Raw genomic sequence first — 21,817 nt, 5'->3', positions numbered from 1 at the left:
CTCCAAGATCACCACCCTGCAGACACAGCGGACACGCCGTTCAACTCTGCACGTTTACCTGTACCTGGCTCTGCACTGGAACCCGTACGCCGACACCTGCCCGGTTACAAGGGCCCGGATCTCTTCTCGCGGGGCGAAGCACCTGAACGGGAGGCGTTCTACTACATTGACGAGCTGCTCGACCGGATCCGCCAATGGATCGCGGCGACCTATCACCTCACACCCCACTCGAGCCTGATCGACCCGGCGGTCCCCGGGCTGCGCATGTCGCCGGCGCAGATGTTCGAGCACGGGATGGCAAGGGCTGGCTACATCGAGGTTCCGCGAGACAGATTCCTGGCCCTGGAGTTCCTGGAGACCAGGTGGCGCACCATCCAGCCCTACGGAGTCGAGATCGACGGTCGGCGCTACAACGGCCCAGGTCTCTACCACGATGGCCGGCCGAGTCCGTATCTGACCGGCAAGTGGCCGATCCAGGTGAACCCGGACGACATCGACCACGCCTACTTCCGTGACCTGGACCGAACCTGGCACCAACTGAATTGGGAGCACGCGGCCAGCCGCAGTGTTCCGCTGAGCGAGGATGCTCTGGAGTACGGCCGCAAGCTCGCCGCCACGAAGCACCCATACCCGAATGACCGCCTGGCCGTGGCCGAACTGCTCGAGCGTTGGCAGCTAGGTCTGGGCACGACGCTGACCGAGCGGCGCATCGCGCTGCGGGCGGCCCGAGAACAGATGGCGTTCGCCATCGAGCTCGACAAACCAGCACCGCCTGAGACCGCCCAAGGGCTCGCCGACGTCGGCGGGGACGACGACGCCGCGGACGCCCAAGACTTCGAGGGCGGGATGCTCGGCGAGGACACCGAACTCGATGAAGAGTCCTTCTACGCCGATGCTCTGGAGGATCTGTGATCCCGGCTGAGGTCCAGGTCCCTATGGAGGATGATCCCGCGTGGCGGAGCCTGGCACTCGATGATCTGACCCTGACCAGGAAGGAAGGCTTCGCGGCGTTCGCTGAGGCGCCGGACTTCCCTCGCCCGCCGGATATAACCGCGCACGGCCTCAAGGCGATGAAGCCGGAGGCGAAGGCCGAGCACGATCTGGGGCGCCGCAGGTTCCTCGCCAATCTGCGTCCGATCAAGACGATGCAGGCAAGTCAGCTCGTCGAGGATCTGACTGACATCCTCGAAGCTGGCCTGGATCAGCCGAACTGGGAGGCCAAGGGGATGGCCGCCGTTGACGCGTTCCCTGGCCTGGGCAAGACCACGATCGGGCTGTCGTTCGCCAAGCGCGTCCACAACGACCTGATCCGCCAGCACGGCCGATTCACCGCGGCCGGGCACGAGCGGTGGCCGGTGATCCGGGTCGGGATGATGGGCGACACCACGATCAAGGACTTCAACTGGGCGATGTTGGAGTTCTTCGCCCACTCTGGGCGCAACAGCGGGACGGCGAACTCGTTCCTGTCCCGCGCCCTGGACTGCGCCCTGTCTTGCGAGTCACGGCTCTTGCTGGTCGATGACCTTCAGTTCCTCAGATTCCGGTCGATCCGCGGAACCGAGCTGGCCAACCAGTTCAAGACGATCGCCAACGAGTTCCCGCTGATGATTCTCTTCATCGGGCACGGCCTGAAGGACAAGGGTCTCTACGACGATCCGCAGCTCGAACGCCGCATCACCCCGCTCGCTCTGGATCCGTTCACGATCGACGACGAAGCCGGACGCACGCAATGGCGCAACTTCCTCCTCTCCCTAGAACAACGTCTGGTACTGGCCGATAAGCATCCCGGCATGCTCGCCGACGACCTTTCCGACCACCTATACGCCCGCTGCAGCGGGCACATCGGCTCCCTGATGACATTGATCAAACGAGCGTGCCTGCGGGCGATCCGAACCGGAGAGGAGCGTTTGACCCTTGAGCTGATGACCATGGTCAAACTCGACCGGGCCGCACAAGAACAGCAGGCGCAGTGGGAGGCTCTGCTGGCCGCCGGCAAGAAGACCACCAAGCCGAAGCCGTCCGCGAGGCGACGAGGATGACCGTGATGCGGACGCTGCCGATCCGGATGACACCGCTTCCCGGAGAGTCCCTGGACTCCTGGTTGGAGGCATACGCGCACCGAACGCAGATCCGCTACGGCGACGTACTCTCCAGCCTCGGCCTCTTGACGAAGGCCAAGAGCCGGGATCTTCGCCACCCCCGCCCCACCGATTGGACCATCGCCCTGAGCGAGCGCGAAGCCGACAACATCGCCTTCGCCACCGGCCTGGACAAACAGCGTGTTCATGCCATGACACTGGCCCACTTCCACGGACGAGCGCTGTTGATCGATCATGAGAAGCGACAGGTCAACCGGCATCGGCTCTGGGGGCGGGGCACCGGATCGCGATACTGCCCCGACTGCCTCGCAGACAACGCCGGACGATGGAGACTGGAATGGCGCCTGGGCTGGTCGTTCGCCTGCACCCGCCACTCCCTCCTCCTCGCGGACACCTGCCAGGGATGCAGACGCCTCACACGAGCACGCCCCTTCTCCCGACACAGCCTGCCGATCCCAGGACGCTGCGGCGGACGCCCGGCACGCAGCGCTGACCTCACCGCTCCACGCGGATGCGACCAGGACCTTACTCAAGCTGAGGTCGTCCGCCTGGCCGCCGGCCATCCCGTGGTTGAGGCCCAGGACCTGATCATGAACATGATCGAGACTGGCCATGCGGATTTCGGCCAGTATTCTCGCCACCCCCAACCTTCCACCGTGGCGCTCTCGGAACTGCGCGCAGTCGCCAGCCGAATGCTGATCCACCTGAACGCTGACGACCTCAAGGCAAGGGTTCCGGCCGACACTCTCGACGCCTACCTCCTCTCTCAGCCAAGCAACGAACCAGAGCGACGAGCCGCTGCAATGGGCCGTCCAGGGTCCATGGCGCCGCCGACCGCGGTGATGACCGCAGTCGCGGTCATCACCGCGATGCAGGTACTCGGCGAGGAACATCTGGACTCAGCCGCCCACGCGCTGCGCACGGTGATCGGCAAGACCCGCGACGGATCCGAGAAGACCACGACCACCACCATCCGGAGTTGGGGTCGCGGCACCGGGACCGTCCTACAGACCGTGCAACTGGCCGCACTCGGACCGCTTCTTCGCCCGAGCGATCAACTGCGATTCCAAACCGTCGCGCTTCCCTCCTCGCCGTCCGCCACCGCCCGGCAGATCCGCCGGCGCTCACGCAAACTCCCCGCCACGTTGTGGCCGTCATGGGCCGTGCGGCTGAGCCCCTCCAGCGGCGCCTACCAGCGAATCCTGGCACCTGTGCTGGCCGCAGCGGCGCTTCTGGTCGGGACCAAACTCGAACTCGACGAGGCCGCATCGATGCTCGGATCGATCAGCGACGGCAACTCGCTATCGCGCGTCCTGCAGATGCTGCACGACCGGCAGTGCTGGGAACCCGTTGCCGCGGCTCTGGTTCACCTCGTGCACTACCTGGACGAGAACGACATCCCCATCGACTACCAGCGACGCCGCACCCTGGACTACTCGAACCTGCTGCCCGCCGAACAGTGGGTGGAGATCTGCCGCCAAAGCGGCCAATCTCCAGGAATCGGGCGACGTGCTCGCATCGCGCGATGCGTCCTGTTCAACCAGATCAGCGGCATGCCCCTCGACCGCGCGCCTGACTTCCCCACCACTGACGTGAACTCCTTCCGCGCGGAAGCAGAGCGCTTCACAGAGGTGTGGACTCCGCAACTCGCGAACGCACTCAGGCAAGTCGCACGCGACTTCGTCAGCGGATGCGGACTACGGAGCGAACCGGTGGCCTGGTGCCCGCCACTCGGAATACTCGACGGTCTCGACCTGCCCGGCACTGACCCGTCGACCATCAACATTGATCGCCTGCACGAGTTGACTCGCGGACGCCGTTACCCAGCCGGATCAGCCGCCCAGACTCTCGGCGTCAGCATCGAGGCCGTGCGTCTTCTCCTTGAGGAACACCCGATCCCGGCCCCACCGCTCAGCACCGCCCAAGCCCGCGCCCTCGGCCAGGTGAGCCACGCCGCCCGCCAAGTGCTTACCGAAGAGGAACTTCGCCGCCGCTACCTCGACGAGCATCAGTCTGCGCGCACCATCGCGATCGAGGTCGGAGTATCGAAATCCACCGTGACCAGGCTCGCAGCGGAGTACGGCATCGAACTGCGGAAGGTCGGGCGCTACTTCAAACAGCACAACGTCATCGACCGAGACTGGCTCTACGAGCAGTACGTCACACGCCGCAGGACCCTGGCAGACATCGCACGCGAGAAGGGCACCAGCACCACCTACATCATCCACCGAGCCCAGGACCTAGGCGTCCCGCTCCGCCCAAGCGGCGGCGCCAGCACCCGCAAAGCAATGGACGCCAAGACCGACTCCACCGGAGCCGCCCGGCTGACGGACGCAGGGAATATGACACCAAACACGGAACGATCAAGATGACACGGGGCGCGGATCGCGAAGAACGCCCAGGTCGAAGGGTCAGCATGTGACATTGAAACGCGGAACCTACAAATCGCCTAAGTGCGCGGATACAGCTCATCAGTCACGGCCTGCCGGTGCCTCACTCCGAAACGTCGCCGGGGTTGACGTGCCCCATCCGGTCGGCGGCTTTCATCGTCGTGGGCGGGTGCGGGCGTGGAGGGCGGTGAGCGCGTTCTGGTAAGCGCTGGCCGGGTCGTCGTGGGGAAGGGCGATGAGTTGCCAGTCGTGGCCGGCGGCGGCGAAGGGGTACCACCGGCCGTCATGTCCGTGGCGGATCTCAAGGTCGGCGGTGGGGTCGGTGACGCGGTTGTCGGCGGTGGTCAGCGGAGCGGCCGAGTCCGGGCGCAGCGGGGCGATGGCCGCGGCGGCTTGCTGGAGGACCTGGGGGTCGTCGGGGTAGGGGTGGCGGGTGGCGTGGAGGCCGGGGGCGCCGGCCAGCGCATAGGTTTTCAGGAGTCGGCGGAAGGCTTGCGGCTCCATGTCGAGCCGGTGGGCCACGATCTCGGCACGTTCCCCGGTCGGCAGGGAAGCGGTCAGGCGCACGGCGTCGGTGACCGGGTCCGTCTCGAGCAGGGTGTCGTCGGTCAGGAGCTGCTGGGCCTGGCGGGCGGCTTCGGTCGCGAGGTGGCGAAGCATCTGCAGTGAGGGTGCGGGGGCCGGTGGCTCGGGCAGCTCCATTGCCGCGAAGCTCGCCGTGGACGCGTCGCCGCCGGCGGCGGCTTCGCGCGAGGGAAGGGGCGGTGCGCTGTTGTCCCAGTTTTGGTAGGCCTGGTGGGCGGCGATGTAGGGACCTGCCGGGCGTGGCGGTGTGCGGGACCGGTCGTGCTTTTCGGGCGCTGCCGCGGCGGCGGTGGGGTACGGCGCTTGAAGGAGGGCGATCAGGTGTCGGTGGGGAAGGCCTCGCAGGGTCGTCATCAGGGAGGGGCTGGTATGCAGGCGCTGGGCGACGGCGTGTCCGAGGGCGGCGGTGTGCTGGCACGGTGCTTGCTGGCAGTCGCAGGCGAAAGTCATCTGGGCGGCGCTGGGGGCGATGGGGACGTCGCCGGTGTGGGCGGGGTCGGCGAGGGCAGCGGGTAGCTGGCCCTTCAGGAGAGCGCCCTTATGGCGGCTGCGGGTCAAGGCGGCGGCGAGTGCCTGCTGTTCCTCCCGGGTGAGCGGGACGATGTGGATGGTGGCGCGGGTGGGTTCGCCGTGGCGGGGGGTGATGACGGCACTGATCTGTCCGGGCTGGGAGTCCAGGCTGGCGGGGACGCCGCCGGCGAGGTAGATGTTGTAGCCCTGAAGGAGGGTGGCGGGGCTGCCGGTGGCCTGCTTGTGGGTCATCTCCCAGGCCAGGGCCCACGGTGAGGTGGTGTCGGTCACGGGTGCGCTCCGAGGGCGATGAGTTCGGCGAGTTCGGTGTCCGACAGATCGGCGAGCGCGGTCTCTCCGGTTGCCAGGACGGCGTCGGCCAAGGCGCGCTTACGTTCCAGGAGGGCGTCGATGCGGTCCTCGATCGTCAACTCGGTCTGCATCAGGTGAACTTCCAGGGTGCGGGCTTGACCGATGCGGTGGGCTCGGTCGATGGCCTGGGTCTCCACGGCGGGGTTCCAGGGCCGGTCGAACATGATGACGTGGCCGGCTTCGGTCAGGGTCAGACCGGTGCCGCCCGCCCTCACCGTGAGGATCATGACCGAGTTGCGGCGGGCCTGGAAGGCGTCGACGAGGTCCTGGCGGGCCTGCCCGGGCGGGATCTGGCCGTGCAGGAACAGCGGCTCGATGCCCTGGGCGCGAAGGTGGGTCACCAGCAGCCGGCCCATGGCGGTGTAGTTGGTGAACATCAGCGCCGACTCGTCCGCCGCGGTGATCTCAGCGAGGAGCTCGTCGATTGCGGTGAGCTTGCCGGAGCGCCGCCGTTCGGCGTCGGGGTCGTAGCGATGCGGGTCCGGGGTCTCGCGCAGGTAGTGGGCGGGGGTGTTGCAGATCTGGCGCAGTTGCGTGAGCAGGGTGAGGACCAGGGCGCGGCGCTCGCCGGGCTTGCCGGCGCGGATCTGCTCCATGGTGTCGCGCGCGACCGCTTCGTAGAGGCCGACCTGCTCGCGGGTGAGGGCCACGTAGCGGCGGGTGGTGACCTTCGGGGGCAGTTCCTTGAGGATGTGCGGGTCGCTCTTGCGGCGCCGGAGCATGAAGGGGGCGAACACGCGGGCCAGGCGACGGGCGTCTTCGCCTTCGGGGTCTTGCTCGATGGGGCGGACGCGGTCTTTGAAGGTGCGGTGGGTGCCGAACAGGCTGGGGTTCGTCCAGTCCAGGATCGACCAGGCCTCCATGATGCTGTTCTCGACGGGGGTGCCGGTCAGCGCGACCCGGGCACTGGCCGTCAGGCGGCGCAGTTGCTGGGCGGTCAGCGAGCGGTGGTTTTTGGCCTGCTGGGCTTCGTCGGCGACGACCAGGTCGTACGGCTGTGCGGCGAGGGTGTCCGCGTCGCGTCGCAGGGTGCCGTAGGTGGTGATGACGACCTCGTCGGCGCTCAGGCCCGACAGGGTGCGGTCTTCGCCGTGGTAGCGGCGGGTGGGGGTGGCCGGGGCGAAGCGGGCGATCTCGCGTTCCCAGGTGGCGAGCATGGATGCCGGGCAGATGATCAGAGTCGGCGCGGCGCGTTCGGCCTGCTCGCGGCGGTGCAGGTGCAGGGCGATGGCGGTGATGCTCTTGCCGGTGCCCATGTCGTCGGCCAGGCACGCGCCGAAGCCGAGGCGGGTGAGGTTGGCAAGCCAGGCCAGTCCCCGCGTTTGGTAGTCGCGCAGCGTCGCCTTCAGCGCGGCGGGTGTGGGGATGGGCTGGTGGGAGCCGACGCGCAGGAACTCCACCAGGTCGGCCAGCGCGTCGGTCGGCTCGCAGGCCACCAGGTCGCCGTCGACGGTAACGCTGCCGGTCAAGGCTGCGGTCAGTGCCTCGGCCGCGGGGAGCGTGCCGAGGTCGCGGTCGGCTGCGCGGCGGGCGGTTTGCGCGGTGACCAGCAGCCAGCGGCCTCGCATGTGGACCAGGGCGCGGCCGGCGGTGGCCAGGGCGTCCATCTCGGCATCGGTCAGGCCGTCACCGTCGGCGGTCAGCTGCCAGCGGAAGTCCAGGACGTTGTCCAGACCGAAGGCGGGCTCGCGGATGCCGGGGATGGAGCGGGTGCCGATCAGCGCGCGCACGCCCAGGGTGCGGGCCCACTGCCCGGGCCAGGTGATCTCGATGCCGGACCGGGCCAGGTTCTGGCCCATCTCGCCGAGCAGGAGCGCGGCTTCGGCGGCGCGCAAGGTGAACCTGGCCGGGTGGTCCTGCTCCAAGAGTCGCTGCAGCGGCGGCCAGAGGCGGGCGGCGGCGCGCAGCGACCGGCGGACTTGCTCCAGCTGGCGCGGGTCGGCGCCGTGTTCGGGCAGGTACTCGGCGGCGTCGACGAGCCGGGACTCGCCGCCGGGCGTGGCGGTCCTGATCCGCAGCACCGCCCACAGCAGCTCGGTGTCCTCAGGGCTGTTGGCGGGCGGCGGCTTGATCGTCACGACCAGGCCGAGCGGCGGGTGGGGGTCGAGGATCGTGGTGATCCGGTCCGTCCACGCCACCAGGTCCGGACTCTGCGGGCGCCGAGAGGGGGCTGTGTAGGAGGCTGAGCCGAGCGCGTACGTGGTTCCCGGGCCACGCACGACCGCGTCGGCCAGAGCGTCCAGGACGCGACGCACCACGATGCGCGGCGCCCACAGGCGGTACGGGGTGCGGGCGGCAGGGACGCAGTGCGCGTACGGGGGCATCGCGTCGGCGAGATCGGCAGCGGTGGCCTGCTGCCCTAAGGTGAGGGGCCCCAGGTGCCAGGCGTCGCGGCCTGTGGAGTCGGTGCCCGGGTACACGCGCTCGTCGGCGATGGCCTCAAGGCCCAGGCGGATGACGGCCCGCCATGTCTCCGCACTGGGGTGCAGGCCGTCACCGCCCAGTCGGGCCAGCACCCCGGACAGCAGCCTCAGCGGCACCGGCCACACCGGGACCGCTTGGGCGCGCACTCCGACGCCCATCCCGGGCAGCACCAGCTCGACGCTTTCTGCCCGCAGCGGCGCGGTCGTGTCGGTGTCCGGCAGAGGGCTGCCGTCAGGGTGGTAGACCACCATCCGGGCGGCGCTGCCGCTCAGGTCCGCGGTCACCGCGGCTCCTGCCCGAAGGACGGAGTCCAGCAGCCGCACGGCCAGCAGCGTCTGGGCGGGCGTTCCCGGAGCCGGCGCAGTGCGCTGGTGCGGCACGAACGCGGGTTGAGTGGGTTCCGGCGCTGCGTCTTCGGCTTGCGTGACCGGGTCGGCGGGTACCAGCGCGAGGCGGGCGAGCAGCGCCCGCGCGGCGTCCTGATAGGAGGCGCGCTTGCCCGGCCCGCACCCCTGGGCCTGAACCGTCTGGTCCTGGTGGCGGCACGACAGGGTGCACACGAACCTCGGCCGATGCGCCGGGCCTGTCATCGAGTAGTCCGGCTCGACCTCGATGATGACGCCGGTCTGCTGTAAGGCATTCAGCGCGCCGAGGGGGTCCTTGCCCGGAGCCAGTGGCTTGATCGCGGGCACCGCCTGGACCGGTGCGGCCGGGCGGGGCTCATGGTCGGCGACGATCAGGGCCAGCAGCGCGCGGGCCGCTTGCTCGCGGGCCGCGCCCTTGCTCAACCCCTCTGCCGCCGTCTGGAGATCCCGGCCCTTGGAGCGGCAGGTGCCCCGGCAGGTGAACAGCGGCTGTTTGCCGCTGAATCCGGGTGAGACCTCGAAGGCCAAGTCGGTGATCAACTCGACCTGCGCGAGCTCGTTCAACGCGCTGATCGGATTCTGATCGGGCGCAAGCGGTCCCGCCGAGGTCCTCGGATTTGGTACGTGCGAGGGTTCCGGCAGCGGCAGCCCGGTCAGCTGGGCCAGGGCGGCGACTGCGGCTGAGCGCCGGGAGTGCTTCTTTGAACGCTTCGGCCCGCTGTCGGCGAGCAGGAGACCGGTGCCGGGGTCGTAGGTCACACGCGTCTGGAACCGCGTCGTCTCCTGGGGGGCTGCAGGGACGACGGTGTCCTGGTAGACCGGGGCGGCCTGCCCGGCAGCGGCCGCGTGGAGGTTGAGGATCGCCGGCGCGGCCCCCTCGCCGGCGGCGATCGCGTGCATGATGGCCCGGCGGCCCGGCTCCCACTGCGGCGCTGGCGCCTGGAAGAGCACAAGGTACAGGTCACGCGGTTCCAGCATGCCAGCCCTGGCCCGGGCCGCGATCTCCGCCACCAGGGCCGGCGCCACGGCGGCCTGCGCGCACGCCTGCTGGAGTTGCGCGTGGAAGCCGTCCATGGACAGCGCGGCTGGAAACGCCACGGACACGTTGTCTCCGGCTCCGACCGGTTCCCATTCCGCGCCATCGCCCGACTCCTGCACCACCGGCTGAACCGCGCACAGATGCCCGAGCAGGCTCACCGCGGCTCGGTGCTGGGCCACCTTGCGCTGGTCGGCGTAGGCGGCGATGCCGTGGGCGAACCCGTCGGGCGTACGCCACCCGGCCTGCGCCCCGAAGCGGCCCAACCCTTCCCTGGCCGCCAACTTGCGCAGTACGAACGCCGCCTCCACCGCCTGGGCCTGCGAGGTGAGAACAGCGGTGGCACGCTCCGGAGCCGAGGCCAGCGCCGTCCACGCGGCTGACCGGGCCGGCTGCGCCTGCGCGCGCGCAATCGTGCTGTCCAGCAGAAGGGCCCGCAGGTCCCGCGTCCGCAACTGGCCCGCCCCGGCCCGCCGGGTGACCTCGGCGGCGAACACCCCGGGCAACAGGCCGTCTGTGCACGCCCTGGACAACAAGCGGGTGAACTCCCGGTTGTCCAGCCGCCGAAACGCGGCGGCGTCACCGCCGCGAAGCTCCTGACGTTCCTTGTCCTGGGCGCGCTTCTTGAGGAAATCGCTGGTCGTCAGCGGAGTGGGCCGGGTCGTCACTGTGGCGAAACCTCCGGGTAACTGGATGGGCCCGCACAGGCCGTCAACGGTCAACCGAGCCAGGGGCGGCACACCACCAGGTCCGGCAGCGCTGGTCAGATCACGCGCCTGCTCGTACGGGTGGGCGGCCCACCTCGATCACCGTAACCGAGGTCACGTTCGGAGCGCACGCCATTCACCTAAGCGCTGTAGGAGCACGGCTAAGAAATAAGCTCTGGGTTCCCGAGCGCCTCTTCAGGTCATCCCGCCCCAAGACCAGGAGGTTCTCCGTGTAGAGCATGTCGCTCTGGCGGTTGAGGAGATCTCGGGATCGGTGAAGCTTCTCTCGTCGCTGAGGTTTTTGGAGCGGCGGTGAAGCCGGAGTCGCGTGCTGGCCCTGGTCGAGGACGGCTTGGTCCGGTGCCGAGTGTCGCTCTGACAGAGAGCGCCTGCTCACGCAGGGGGCGGCTCCTTTCACCACCTCAGGCGTCCGAGCTGCTCGCCGGGCCGCCGCCGACCGCGCCGCCGCCGGGCATCCCCTGGAGGTCGCCATGGAATGGACCGGCACTGACCGCAGCCCCCTCACCTGCCTGAACCGGCACCGCGCCGCCACCGCCTGGTGGACCGTGCTGACCTGCGGGCAGGCGCGATGACCATGAGCGCATCCGCGGCCGGATGGGTCGTGATCACTAACTATCCGGCCTGGCCCAGCCCCTACTTCGCCGAACTGCACCGCCATGCCCCGCCCGGCCCGGCAGTGATCAACCTGCATCGGCTCAAGCGCCTGTACCAAGGGCCGGACGGGCAGCGCACCCTGGCCGCCGCGCACACGATCGCCGCCCAGCTCCAGGCGCTCCACGAGGGCGGTTGGAGGATCGCCTGGACGGTGCACAACCTGCTACCCATCGACGGCGGCCCGCCCACCGAGGCCGACCAGTACACCACCTCCGCCGTCCTCGAACTGGCGGATGCGGTGATCACCCACACCCGGGCTGATGCCGCCTACCTGACCTCGCTGACCAAGCGCCCGTCACGGTCGCCGGATGGGCGGGGCTCGGCGGCCCCACCCTGGGCGGCCAGCTCTCCGCCGCCGTGCGCGAGCTGGCCGATTGGCTCCAGGACGCCGAGGTCTCGATGGTGATCGTCGGCAACCTAACCCCCTACAAGGACCTGCCCGCGATCATCGACGCCTTCACCACCCACACCCGCCGCGCCCGGCTGCTCGTGGCAGGCCCCTGCCGCACTCCGTCCCTCGCCGAGCACCTCGCCGCGCAGGAACGTGCCGGCGGCGGCCGCATCCGCCTCCACCTCGACCGCATCCCGCCCGAGCACGTGCGCACCCTGTATCGGGCAGCGTCTGCGGTGCTGTGCCCGTACCGGGCTGAGAGCGAACGGGCCTTCTTTCGTCACGTGCTGTACCCGGCGTCCGGCAGTACGGCGCTGGCGTCCGGGACTGCGGTGATCGCGCCGGACCTGTCCGCCATCGCCGAGATGACCCAAGGGCGTCGGGCATGGCTGTACCCTGCCCCCACCGGTGCCGGTCCCCTCCTGGCCGCCGCCGAGTCGATCCTGCCGCTGTGCGCCGCCCTGGACTCCGCGCCCGCAGATGCATCCCGTCAGTGGCGGGTCATCACCACCACCTATGAGCGGATCTTCCATCAGCTCGCCGCGACACCCTCGACCCCGCGCGCAGAGCAACCCGCCGTCGTCGGCCGACCTGCGCATCGACTACACCGACCCGCACACTGACGAGGAGCCCGACGTGCCCAACAACGCACCTGACCACGCGATCAGCTTGCCGGGAGGCGAGCGCGGTGGCCGCATCGCCGCCGTGCTCGCCGATCGGTACGGGCTGAGGTCGTGCGCGCTCACCTACCTGCCGATCGGCCAAGGCACGATCAACTTCCGCGCCGTCCGTCACGACGGGCGGGAGGTGTTCGTCAAGAACTATCCGCCGGGCACCGATCTGGCGGCTGAACGCGCAGGCATCGGCCTGTCGATGCGAGCGCTGCGGGCCGGTATCCCGGCCGCGCCGGTCCTGCCCAACACCGATGGGGAGGTTCTCGACTCCAGCACCGACCTGCCGGTTTCGGTGTGGCAGTGGATGCCCGGCCAGGTCGCACTGCGCATGTCGCCCGCCCAGCTCGGCGCCGCCGGTACGGAGCTGGGCCGCATCCATGCCTTGTTCGCCGAGTTGCCCGCAACCAGCACTCGCGCGGTGGAGCAGTGGCGCACCGTTGACGTGGACGGCCTCGCCGTGACGATCGATCACTTGCTGGACATCATCGCCGCACGCATCCGCGACGGTGCCGCCGATGCGTTCGACCTGCAGGCGCAGCGTACGCTTCGCGACCGCCACGACGTGCTGAACTCCATCCCGGCGCTGCTGGCCGAGCTGCCCGACAACCTCACCGTGCAGGTGCTGCACGGCGACTTCTCCCCGGTCAACCTGCTGTTCACCGGGGAGGCCCTCTCCGCGGTGCTGGACTTCCGCCCCCCAGACCCGCCCTTCCTGCTCGCCTACGACCTGGGCCGGGTGGCGTTCTATCCCAACACCGTGGCGACCGACCCGGCCTGGCCGCAGGCCGCCGCCGCCCTGATCAGCGCCTACCGGCAGGCCAACCCCGACGTGCCCGACCTCGATATCCGCGCCTGCGGCCGGGTCGCCCTGCTGCAACTACTCACCAGCCTCTACGGCGTGCGCCAGCACTACCTCAAGCCCGGCCTGTTCCAAGATGATCTGGACGAGTTCTGGCTGCTGCGCCAGCGCACCGCCTCCGTCCTCCTGTCCGACCTGGCCATCACTGACGCTCTGCTGTCCGACGTGACCAGCCGCTGACCCGCCATCCCCACATCTTCAAGGGAGATTCCCGTGACCGTGGACACCGTTCCCACGCCTACCGGCAAGATCTGGGATGTCCTTCGTGGGCCAATCCTGCCTGCGACCCTGGACGACGGCGCGGCCGCCTTCGTCACCCGCCACCAACTGCACCTCCATCAGAGCGACCCGAACACGCTGACCCTGACCTGCTCCGAGGGCCACGCCCGGGTCACCGCGCGATGGCGACGGCACACCCCCGCTTCAACGACCGCGAACCCATCGTGGAGACCCCCGCCCATGCCCTGGCCACCTTCCAGGCTTGCGACCTGGATGCCGCCTGCATCGGGGACTACCTCATCGAACGGAGCTGAGCTGCCACAATGGGCCACATGAGCACTCCGCCGCTGCGAACAGCCGCCCGCGTCATCGCCCTGGACGACGACAAGCGGGTGCTGCTGCTGCGCTACGAGGAGAACGGCGGCTTCTGGGCCACCCCGGGCGGCTCCCTCGACAACGGCGAGGACCACACCACCGCCCTTCGCCGCGAGCTCCGCGAAGAGCTCGGCATCGACGAAGACGGCCTCCAACTCGGTGCCCAGATCGCCGAGCGCAGCAAAGAACATCAGGTTGGCGGCCAGGAGGTTCTCCAAGTCGAGCGGTACTACCTCGCGCGGATTACAGCCGCCGACGTTGACCTCGACCGCGCCCCCCAGCCCGACACCATCCAGGCCCACCGCTGGTGGACTCTCGATGAGCTGCGCTCGACGAACGAAACCGTCTACCCCCTCGGCCTCAGCGGCCTCATCACCGACACCCTCCTCGCAGGAGTGCCCGAGCGACCCGTCCTGTTGCAGTGACGCGCACGTGACGCGCATGGGCCCAGACCCGCACCCCTTCCCCGAACTCCCTCAGGTGGGAGGCGGCGGAATTGGGGCGCGCTGCCGGTCTGGGACGATCTGAGGCATGGCGCGTGGTGATGGTGGCGGCAGGGGATTTTAAGCACTTCAGGTGAAGGCCAGGCTGCGGAACACATCGCGGACCCGCGCGATCGCCTCCCGCTGCCGGCTGCAATATAGCTTGTTGGTCAGCAACGCTGCCCAGCGACCCCGTTCACGGTTCACCCACATCGCGGTCCCGGTGAACCCGTAGTGCACGAACACGCCCTCGCTCGGATCAGTGCTGGGAGCGGGGAGCCAGAACAAGCCGCGGGCGGGCTCCAGGCCTCCGGTGTGGATCTGGAGGGACTCCTCCACCCATTTGCGCCCGAACCCCGCCTCTGCCGCGTCCTCATCGGCGATCAGGTGCCGCAGGAACCTCTCGACGTCCCCCAAGGTGGAGAAGACCCCGGCGATGCCACAGACTCCGCCCAGGAGCCGAGCTGAGAAGTCGTGGGCGATGCCCCTGAGCCGTTCGCCTGATTCTGGGTCGAGTTCGGTGGGAGCCGCCTGGTCGATCAATGCAGCGGGGAGGGGGCCGAATCGGGTCTGGTTCATCCCGAGCGGCCCCCACACGGTCTTCGCGCAGACCTCGTCCAAGGCGGCACCGCTGAGGTGCTCGACGACCATGCCCATGATCAGGGCTGACCGGTCGGTGTATTCCACCGCGGTGCCCGGCTGACGGTGCAGAGTCTCTCGCAGCACTCCCCGATGGACGTCTTCGCGTTCGGTGCCGTACAGGGCCCGGAGATTGGCCCGCAGGGGGACGCCCGCGGTGTGGGTGAGCAATTGGTGGACCGTCACTGGCGCCAATGGATACCCGACGACGTCGGGCATCACTGATCCCAGCGGCTCATCCAGGTCCAGCCGCCCCTGCTCCCATAGGACCCCGGCCGCTGCCCACACCGCCATGATCTTCGTCAAGCTGGCCATATCAAAGATGGTCGCCACACGCATCGGCTCAGCTGGCCGCTCGGGGTCAAGCACCCCGGCCGTCCCGCGGAGCACAGACTCGCCCGCCCCGCCGATAGCCCACACCGCGCCGGGGAAGACCTGCTCGCGCACCCCGTCGGACAACAGCTGGGTGATCTGGTCGCCGGGGTGAGTCATGGCTTCGGGTTCCTTCGCGGTGAGTGGCGTGCCGGGTTTCAGCGTAGTGAAGCGGGCCGGTGGTCGGCCGGTGTGCGCTGAACGCTGCGGGGCGAGCGTGTCAGGTGATCTGCCGGCTGAGGATGTTCAGTGCGGCGGCGTTGGTGCTGAGCGGGAATCGTGCGGTATTGCGCAGCCACCCCCGCGGACAGTCGGCAGCCAGGCTGGCGTGAGCATGGCGCTGCGGGGTGGGGCTGGTCCGCTGGTGGCGGGCAGGAGATGTCAAAACAGTCGCCCGCATCTCTCGTGACGCCGCTACGGCGTGAAAATTCCGGGACGTGCCCCGGCCGTACGTCGTGTTCGGCGATGGTGGCGCTGTCGCTGCGGAGCTGCTCGTCACCATCCCACCCACTCGCCCGACGGTGCGGCTCGCGGCCACGCCCGTGGCCGCCTGCCCGGCGGCGACCCCGGAGGCGTCACCATCCCGACGTCAACTCGATGAGTTGTCGCCCGACCAGCCGGGCGTGTGGCAGGTCGTGTCTCTCCTGACCGCCTGCGGGGATCTCCTAGTCCCGCACGAGATCGTCCGCAGCCCTGACGGCCACGCCGTCGGCTGCCGCCGCCTGGGCTCGCCCTTCGCCGGGGTACCGGCTGATTGATCAGCTAACGGCTGGCCTGAGGCTAGGTTTGGCCCATACCCGGGTCTCGTTGATCTTTTCCTTGGCCCGCAGTGCCGTCGCGAGATCCAGATTCACGCGGTTGGCGATGGCCGCAAGGTGCTGGAGTACGCCGATCAGCCCACCGGCCAGCTCAGGGCGCGCATCAGGCGGCGACTGCGATGTGAGCGCCACGGTATACACGGTGCCAGCGCGTGCTGACAGCAGGAGACATTGCTCGATGAGAGTTCCGGACAGGTGGTGCTCATCCGCCGTCGCCTCAGCGACGAAGTTCTGAAGGTCCGCCAAGGTCAACTCCGCCGCGCCGGATCTGTTGGGGCGGGCTCTCTGATGAGCATGAAGTTCCTTGGCCAGGTCGATGCCGCTGCGGTTGGCGATGGCCAGGTCGTAGATGAGGACGTCAGCTAGTTCATGGCCGAGGCTGCCGATCGTGCTGGCGGGGTCGATGGAGAGCGCCTCATGCTTGCGTACAGCCTTGCAGACCTCACCGACCTCTTCGCTGAGCTTCAGACACTGCTCGACGATAGAACCGTCGTTGAGGTTGCGCTCCCGTTCCATCTCGGTGACGTAACGCTGCAATTGCGCGAAAGTGGGGCGTTCGGGGAGTGGCTTCATGATGGTCCAGGAGTGGCGCATGGTGGTGGACAAGGCGATCACGCTAGCAGTGCCGTGACATGCCTTTCAGGCGAACCCGCGCTTCGCCGCCGGGGAGCCGAAATGCTGTGCCAGCCGGCGCGCAGTGTGTTTGTGAGCGTGGCGGCGGCGGCGTTGATCTGATGGCGCTGCCCGGCGGTCGCCTGATGTGCCACCAGGTGGTGCTGCACGCGGGAAACCGTCTGATCCCAGCTCCAGGTGCCGATCACATGGCCGTCGGCAATGATTGTGGGTAGCACTTCGCCGATCTGATTGAACGCCGTGGCCGCAGGTACGTCGTTGAGGTAGCGACGGCGGGTCTGGAAGTAGGCCTTCAGCGCGACATCCTCATGGGCGAGGAAGACCATGCCCGTAGTGCAGTCGGCGTCAGGCGCGGTGGTGAACGCCGCGAACCTGGTGGCGCTCATGTACAACGGGCTATCGGTCCACGGAGTCAGCAACTCGACGAGCTTGACGCTGGAGCGCTGCCAGGCGTCGATCAGGATGTTCTGCGACAGCCCCGACCACCAGGTGGCATCACGCAAGCTGACGGGCCCATAGCGGTCCAGATAGGCGGTGAACAACTGCTCCGTCGCGGCGTCGACCGGCAGTTCGGTGTTGAGGTCTGGGTAGGCGTGGCTGGTGAGCGCGAAGGTGCGTATCTCTTTGTTCCAGCCGCGTCCCTGATTGAGGTAGGCCACGGCGCCGCGCTCCCAAGCCAGCTTTAGTGCCAGCCGGGTCGTCGAGATCGCGATGCCCGCGTCTGTCAGCCGGGTTTCGATGGCGCGGTGGGGCAGCGGCCCGTCGTGGCCGAGCAGGTCCACAAGTGCGGTGGTGGCCGTGCTCAGGGCGGTCCTGCTGAGGTCGGCATTGGTGATGGCGCGCAGCGCGTCTCGCTCGCGAAACCGCACGGTTGCCGAGTGCGCGGCGGCGGCCAGGTCGAGGGGGAGGGTGTGCAGGGTTTTGCGCATGCACCGGACGGTGAGAAGTCGGGTCCGGCTGTGCGGGGTGAAGAGGGTGAGGGCGATGGCGGGGTCGCTGGCGCGGGCGGCCACGGTAGCGTACGGCGAGGGCTGCCGGGCGGCGTGCAGGCCGAGCGTGGCCGAGGCGATCGCCTCCACGCTGGTCTGCCGGGTGTGCGCGGCTAGGCCTTGACGGGTCAGGATCCAGTTCCACAGCCGGTGTGCCTCACTCGGGCTGAGAGTGTAGGAGTCCACTGTGCCCGGTGGGGGTTGCTGCGCCATGCGTGGCACCGTAGCAGCGCAGGTGGCGGGTGGGGGCGGTGATGCGTGGAGTCATTCCTGTGGCCCCCAGGTCTGCTCGACGAAGGCCAGGAGTTCGGCATAGGAGGCTTCGGTTTCCGCCCAGTCTTTCTCGTCGCCCCACCAATGTCGCTGATTGTGGTGGATGTGGAAGGCGCTCCAGTCGCCGTCCCAGCCGGGTTGCAGATGGGTGCCGCGGATACCGTGCAGCAGGGCGTCGCGGTAGACCTCGGTGCCAGGAAGAGGGACGAAACGAAAGAGCGAGACGCGCCCGAGCATCGGCTGGAGTTCGCGTAGCAGGGCGATGGTCTCTCGAGTGCTTTCCCGGTTCTCGCCGGGGAAGCCGTGGATGATGAACGCCTTGGCGGAGATGCCGCTCTTGGCACTCATCTCGATCGCAGCGCGGATCTTGGCCTGGGTGGTGTTCTTGCGCATCGCCTTGAGCAGGCGCTCGCTGCCGGACTCCACACCGTACTTGACCTCGATGCATCCGGCGGCCGCCATCGCTTCCAGCAGCGGCTGATCGACGGTGTCGACCCGCGACAGGGCGGACCAGCGTAGGCCGAGGTCGGCGATGTGCTCACAGATGTCGCCGACCTTGGCCTTGTTGACGATGAAGTTGTCGTCGACGATGGCGAACCCTTCGATGCCGTAGGCGTCGATGAGGTGTCGCAGCTCTGCACGAGCGCTGTTCCCGCCGCGGTATTGCATGCGGCGCTGTCCCACCGCGCAAAAGGAGCAGGGGAATGGGCAACCACGGCTAAACATGACGTGCGCCATCTGGGTGTCGGTGCCGGCCAGCCGGTCGGACAAGACGATGTCCTGGCGTGGCAGCAGGTGGCGGGCAGGCAGCGGCAGATCGTCGATATTTCTCATCAGCGGCTGAGCCGCGGTACGCCTGATCCGACCGTCGTGCTCGAACAGCACGCCCGGCACGGTGCCGAAGTCTCTGTCGCCCGCGTGGTCGAGCAACTGCAGGAAGGTGTCTTCGGACTCGCCGTCGGACACGACGTGGGCGGCCAGATCGCGTAACGACTCGGCGGGGTAGAAGTTGGCGTGCACTCCCCCGGCCATGATCAGTGTTCCGGGGTCGATACGAGAGTCGTGGCGGGCTCGCATCATCAGGCCGTAGGTGGCGGAGGAGGCCAGACTGAATCCGATCGCGTCGAAGCCGGTCAGGTCCAACGAGGTGTGATCGGGTGCCACCGTGCGGATCTCGATGCGGTGACCGGCCTGTTCGGCCACGGCGGCCAGGTACAGCACGCCGAAGGGCGGGAACTCCTTGCGTTCCTGCCGAAATCGCGCCATGTCGTAGACCTCGGGGTAGAGCAGTGCGACCTTCACGCTGTCACCTCTGGCGGGGGAAGGGGCGGGCGAGGGCGGGCGGCGATCCCCGCGATGACGTGGGCGACCAGCGTGTCGACGACTGTGGCGGCGTCCTGGTCACCTATGTCGTGCATCATCGTCGGCGTGCCTGCGCAGCAGGTGTGCTTCGCGCTCTGGACGAACAGAGTGTGCTCACGTTCGGCCGAGGCCAGGTCCTCGTGGTGGAAGCGGCTGTACTGTCCTCGCGCGCGGGCCCGCCGCAGGCACCGCCCGGGATCGCCGAGCAGGAAGATGGCCAAGTCGGCGCGTCGCGCAGGCGCGTACAGGGCGGTGATGAACTGTGCGCTGGCGCCATCGAGGCGATCCAGTACCAGTGCGGAGGGGATGTAGCGATCACAGACCACCACCCGCCCGGCCCGCAGGTGCGGCTCGATCACCGTGGCGATGTGGTGGTAACGGTCGGCGGCGACCAGGCACGTCAGCGCCAGGCCGTGGAAGTCCTGCGTGCCTGAACGGGCTAAGGCGCCGATGGGTGAGGATGAAGGCTGCGTGGTGCGTACCGCTTCCACGCCGCGCTCGCTCAGTTGAGCGCTGAGGAGATGGCTACAGGTGGTTTTGCCGACGCCGCTCGGCCCGTCCAAACTCACCAAGAACCCCGGCAGCCGCTCCGGGCGGTACAGCGGTAACCGGTCGGGGGCTGAACTCGTGCGCAGGTCTGTCATAGCGGACCTTCCGGCAGCCGGCACCACAACCTCTTGTCAGGATCATTTACGGGCCAGGCGCCGACTAGTACGCGGCAGGTGCGAGTAACCTCGCCGACTTCACCGCTGGGTCGCTGGGGCGTCTGGAAAGCCGGCTGTGCGTCGGGGTGGGATCGGTGTGTAGGCGGATCAATCATGCTGCACGCACTCCTGACCGAGAGATGGTCCCGATGCCGTCGAGCAGAGCAGCCTCGGCCACCTCAAGGAGGTCATCTGGCGCCGATCTCGCACAGAATCGATGGTGGCACGCTGATCCACCCCAACCAGATACGCCTGGAGACCGCCGACCTCGATGACGTCGGCTTCTTTCCATGGGGTGACGCGCCGGGGCTGCTTCCCGCCACACCGCCGCCCAGATCTCGGCCGCGCAAGGACCACGCCGCCCTACGGTATTCGTTGCCCTGGTCGAGCGCCTGGGGTGGGATGCGCTGCGGGCGCTGTCCTGTGCAGGCGCCGCGCCAACCACTTCCAGTGATCGCGTAACTCGGCACTCTCCATGCTAGGCAGCCAGCCGTAATAGCCGCCGTCAGGAGTGAGAGGGGGATCCATGGGCGTGTTCTTCACCGGGTGTTGGCATTCGTGGGGCGGAACCTGACGGCTGCGGGATAGCGCTCAGCGTTGGCATCCCACGGCCGCGGCGCCCAGGCTCGGGCTTATGCCAGGGCGGCTGTCGCGGCTGGAGCGGTGGGTTCACAACCACGGCGGGGTGGGGACCACGACTCAGGGGGCTGGCCTCAAGATGATGGGCAGTGCGCGATAGTCGTTACCGATGAAGGATGGTTGCGGCTTTAGCGAGTGTGGCTCGTGGGCCAGGCGCAGGTGGGGGAATCGCCCAAAGAGGGCGGGTAACGCGATGCCGGCTTCGAGCCGGGCCAGGGGCGCTCCGAGGCAGTAGTGGGGGCCGTGGCCGAAGGCCAGGTGCTGACGCTCGCGCCGGTCGATGTCGAAGCTGTCGGGTTCAGGGTTGACCTGCGGGTCGCGGCCGTGCGCGCCGAAGGCGATCAGGATGAGTTCGCCCTTGCCGATGATGACGCCCTCGCCCAGGTCGATGTCGGCGGTGGCGTAGCGTAGCGGCAGGTGCATGATCGGTGGGTGCTGGCGCAGGCTCTCTTCGATGACGTCGTTCCAGCGTTCGGGGGCTGCCTTGACGGTCTCGAGCTGGTCGGGGTGCGTCAGTAAGGCGACGATCGCATGGTCGATGAGGGAGACTGCGGTTTCGCTGCCTGCTCCGATCATGAGGATCAGGGTGCTGATGAGTTCGTCGACGCTGAGCTTGTCGCCGTCGGATTGCTGGGTGGTCAGCAGCAGGCTGGTCATGTCGTCGCCGGGCGCGGCGCGTTTGGCGTCGAGGAGGGTGTGCATCGCGGCGAACATGTCGCGCTGGACGTCGGTGGCCTGTTCTGCGGTGAGGCTGGTGTCCAGGACGGAGTCGATGATGCTCAGCATGTGGGGGCGTTGCGTTTCCGGGACGCCGAACAGGTCGCAGATCACGCCGGTGGGGATCGGGTAGGCGAAGCGGGCACGGAGGTCCACCGGCTGGCCGGGCGGCTCGGTGGCCAGGTCGTCGAGCAGGCTGGTAACGATCGTTTCGACGGCGGGGCGCATCGCGTCGATCCGGCGGGCGCTGAATGCCTTGCTGACCAGGTTCCTAAGGCGATTGTGGTCGGCGCCGTCGGTGGTGAACATGCTGATGACATCGACCCAGGCGGTCAGCCAGGCGATGGCGTAGGGGCGATAGGCCGGCCAGGATGTGCGGGCGTCTTTGGAGACGTCGGTGTGCGTCAGCAGCTTCTTGACCACGTCGCCGCGGCTGACCGACCAAGCGGTGAGGCCGGCGGGCAGATGGACGGGCACGGCGGGCCCGCCGTCGCGTAGATGGTCGACC

17 protein-coding genes are annotated in these 21,817 nt (G+C 68.5%); 9 read left to right on the top strand and 8 right to left on the bottom strand.

Features of this window, described 5'->3' with window-relative positions:
• The 3 genes from AB0F17_RS54325 to AB0F17_RS54315 form a co-directional block, all read left to right on the top strand.
• The coding region (locus AB0F17_RS54325) for a hypothetical protein (RefSeq protein ID WP_358041272.1) at positions 1–912 on the top strand (912 nt) is incomplete at its 5' end.
• Between the two features lie 23 nt (positions 913–935).
• Positions 936–2,039: a TniB family NTP-binding protein gene (locus AB0F17_RS54320; protein ID WP_358041269.1), complete on the top strand. Its 1,104-nt coding sequence runs from the start codon at positions 936–938 to the stop codon at positions 2,037–2,039.
• Positions 2,036–4,471, top strand: a complete 2,436-nt coding sequence (locus tag AB0F17_RS54315) for a TniQ family protein (RefSeq protein ID WP_358041266.1) — start codon at positions 2,036–2,038, stop codon at positions 4,469–4,471. The genes AB0F17_RS54320 and AB0F17_RS54315 overlap by 4 nt, the downstream gene beginning before the upstream one ends.
• Positions 4,472–4,642: 171 nt before the next feature.
• Here the strand turns inward: AB0F17_RS54315 and AB0F17_RS54310 are convergent, their stop codons facing one another.
• Together AB0F17_RS54310 and AB0F17_RS54305 are read right to left on the bottom strand one after the other, a co-directional pair.
• Positions 4,643–5,875 carry a hypothetical protein gene (locus AB0F17_RS54310; RefSeq protein WP_358041264.1) on the bottom strand — a complete coding sequence of 411 codons (1,233 nt, stop codon included), beginning with the start codon at positions 5,873–5,875 and terminating at the stop codon, positions 4,643–4,645.
• Positions 5,872–10,449, bottom strand: a complete 4,578-nt coding sequence (locus AB0F17_RS54305; RefSeq protein ID WP_358041261.1) for an SNF2-related protein — start codon at positions 10,447–10,449, stop codon at positions 5,872–5,874. The genes AB0F17_RS54310 and AB0F17_RS54305 overlap by 4 nt, the downstream gene beginning before the upstream one ends.
• A 634-nt stretch (positions 10,450–11,083) precedes the next feature.
• Between AB0F17_RS54305 and AB0F17_RS54300 the strand changes: the two genes are divergently transcribed.
• The 5 genes from AB0F17_RS54300 to AB0F17_RS54280 all read left to right on the top strand — a co-directional run bounded on the left by AB0F17_RS54300 (position 11,084) and on the right by AB0F17_RS54280 (position 14,106).
• A complete protein-coding gene (locus AB0F17_RS54300; protein WP_358041259.1) occupies positions 11,084–11,569 on the top strand; it encodes a hypothetical protein in 486 nt (161 codons plus the stop codon).
• The gene (locus tag AB0F17_RS54295) at positions 11,521–12,177 is read left to right on the top strand and encodes a glycosyltransferase (RefSeq protein ID WP_358041256.1); all 657 of its coding nucleotides are present in this window, start codon (positions 11,521–11,523) and stop codon (positions 12,175–12,177) included. The genes AB0F17_RS54300 and AB0F17_RS54295 overlap by 49 nt, the downstream gene beginning before the upstream one ends.
• Positions 12,071–13,267 (top strand): phosphotransferase, encoded by a 1,197-nt coding sequence (locus tag AB0F17_RS54290; RefSeq protein ID WP_358041253.1) that lies wholly within the window; start codon positions 12,071–12,073, stop codon positions 13,265–13,267. The genes AB0F17_RS54295 and AB0F17_RS54290 overlap by 107 nt, the downstream gene beginning before the upstream one ends.
• A 221-nt stretch (positions 13,268–13,488) precedes the next feature.
• A complete protein-coding gene (locus tag AB0F17_RS54285) occupies positions 13,489–13,620 on the top strand; it encodes a hypothetical protein (protein ID WP_358041250.1) in 132 nt (43 codons plus the stop codon).
• A gap of 18 nt (positions 13,621–13,638) precedes the next feature.
• Positions 13,639–14,106: an NUDIX domain-containing protein gene (locus AB0F17_RS54280; RefSeq protein WP_358041247.1), complete on the top strand. Its 468-nt coding sequence runs from the start codon at positions 13,639–13,641 to the stop codon at positions 14,104–14,106.
• 147 nt (positions 14,107–14,253) lie between these two features.
• Here the strand turns inward: AB0F17_RS54280 and AB0F17_RS54275 are convergent, their stop codons facing one another.
• Positions 14,254–15,294, bottom strand: a complete 1,041-nt coding sequence (locus tag AB0F17_RS54275; protein WP_358041245.1) for a serine hydrolase domain-containing protein — start codon at positions 15,292–15,294, stop codon at positions 14,254–14,256.
• 317 nt (positions 15,295–15,611) lie between these two features.
• On the opposite strand from AB0F17_RS54275, the gene AB0F17_RS54270 reads away from it, so the two are divergent.
• Positions 15,612–15,932, top strand: coding sequence for a hypothetical protein (locus tag AB0F17_RS54270; RefSeq protein ID WP_358041242.1), 321 nt, complete (start codon positions 15,612–15,614; stop codon positions 15,930–15,932).
• Here AB0F17_RS54270 and AB0F17_RS54265 read toward each other — a convergent pair whose 3' ends face one another.
• The 5 genes from AB0F17_RS54265 to AB0F17_RS54245 all read right to left on the bottom strand — a co-directional run bounded on the left by AB0F17_RS54265 (position 15,933) and on the right by AB0F17_RS54245 (position 21,786).
• The gene (locus AB0F17_RS54265; RefSeq protein WP_358041239.1) at positions 15,933–16,598 is read right to left on the bottom strand and encodes a MazG nucleotide pyrophosphohydrolase domain-containing protein; all 666 of its coding nucleotides are present in this window, start codon (positions 16,596–16,598) and stop codon (positions 15,933–15,935) included.
• Between the two features lie 5 nt (positions 16,599–16,603).
• Complete coding sequence (locus AB0F17_RS54260; RefSeq protein ID WP_358041236.1) at positions 16,604–17,704, bottom strand: crosslink repair DNA glycosylase YcaQ family protein; 1,101 nt, start codon at positions 17,702–17,704, stop codon at positions 16,604–16,606.
• A gap of 174 nt (positions 17,705–17,878) precedes the next feature.
• On the bottom strand, positions 17,879–19,189 hold the full coding sequence (locus AB0F17_RS54255) for a radical SAM protein (RefSeq protein WP_358041233.1): 1,311 nt from the start codon (positions 19,187–19,189) through the stop codon (positions 17,879–17,881).
• Entirely contained in the window at positions 19,186–19,893 is a 708-nt protein-coding gene (locus AB0F17_RS54250) for a dTMP kinase (protein ID WP_358041231.1), read from the bottom strand. Before AB0F17_RS54250 ends, AB0F17_RS54255 begins: the two co-directional genes overlap by 4 nt.
• Positions 19,894–20,652: 759 nt before the next feature.
• Entirely contained in the window at positions 20,653–21,786 is a 1,134-nt protein-coding gene (locus tag AB0F17_RS54245) for a cytochrome P450 (protein WP_358041229.1), read from the bottom strand.
• Between the last annotated feature and the right edge of the window lie 31 nt (positions 21,787–21,817).

Origin of the sequence: Nonomuraea sp. NPDC026600, from assembly GCF_040638335.1 — a bacterium.
Classification (GTDB): Bacteria; Actinomycetota; Actinomycetes; order Streptosporangiales; family Streptosporangiaceae; genus Nonomuraea.
Note: the sequence above shows the minus strand (reverse complement) of the source record. Positions and strands in the feature narration are given on the sequence as shown.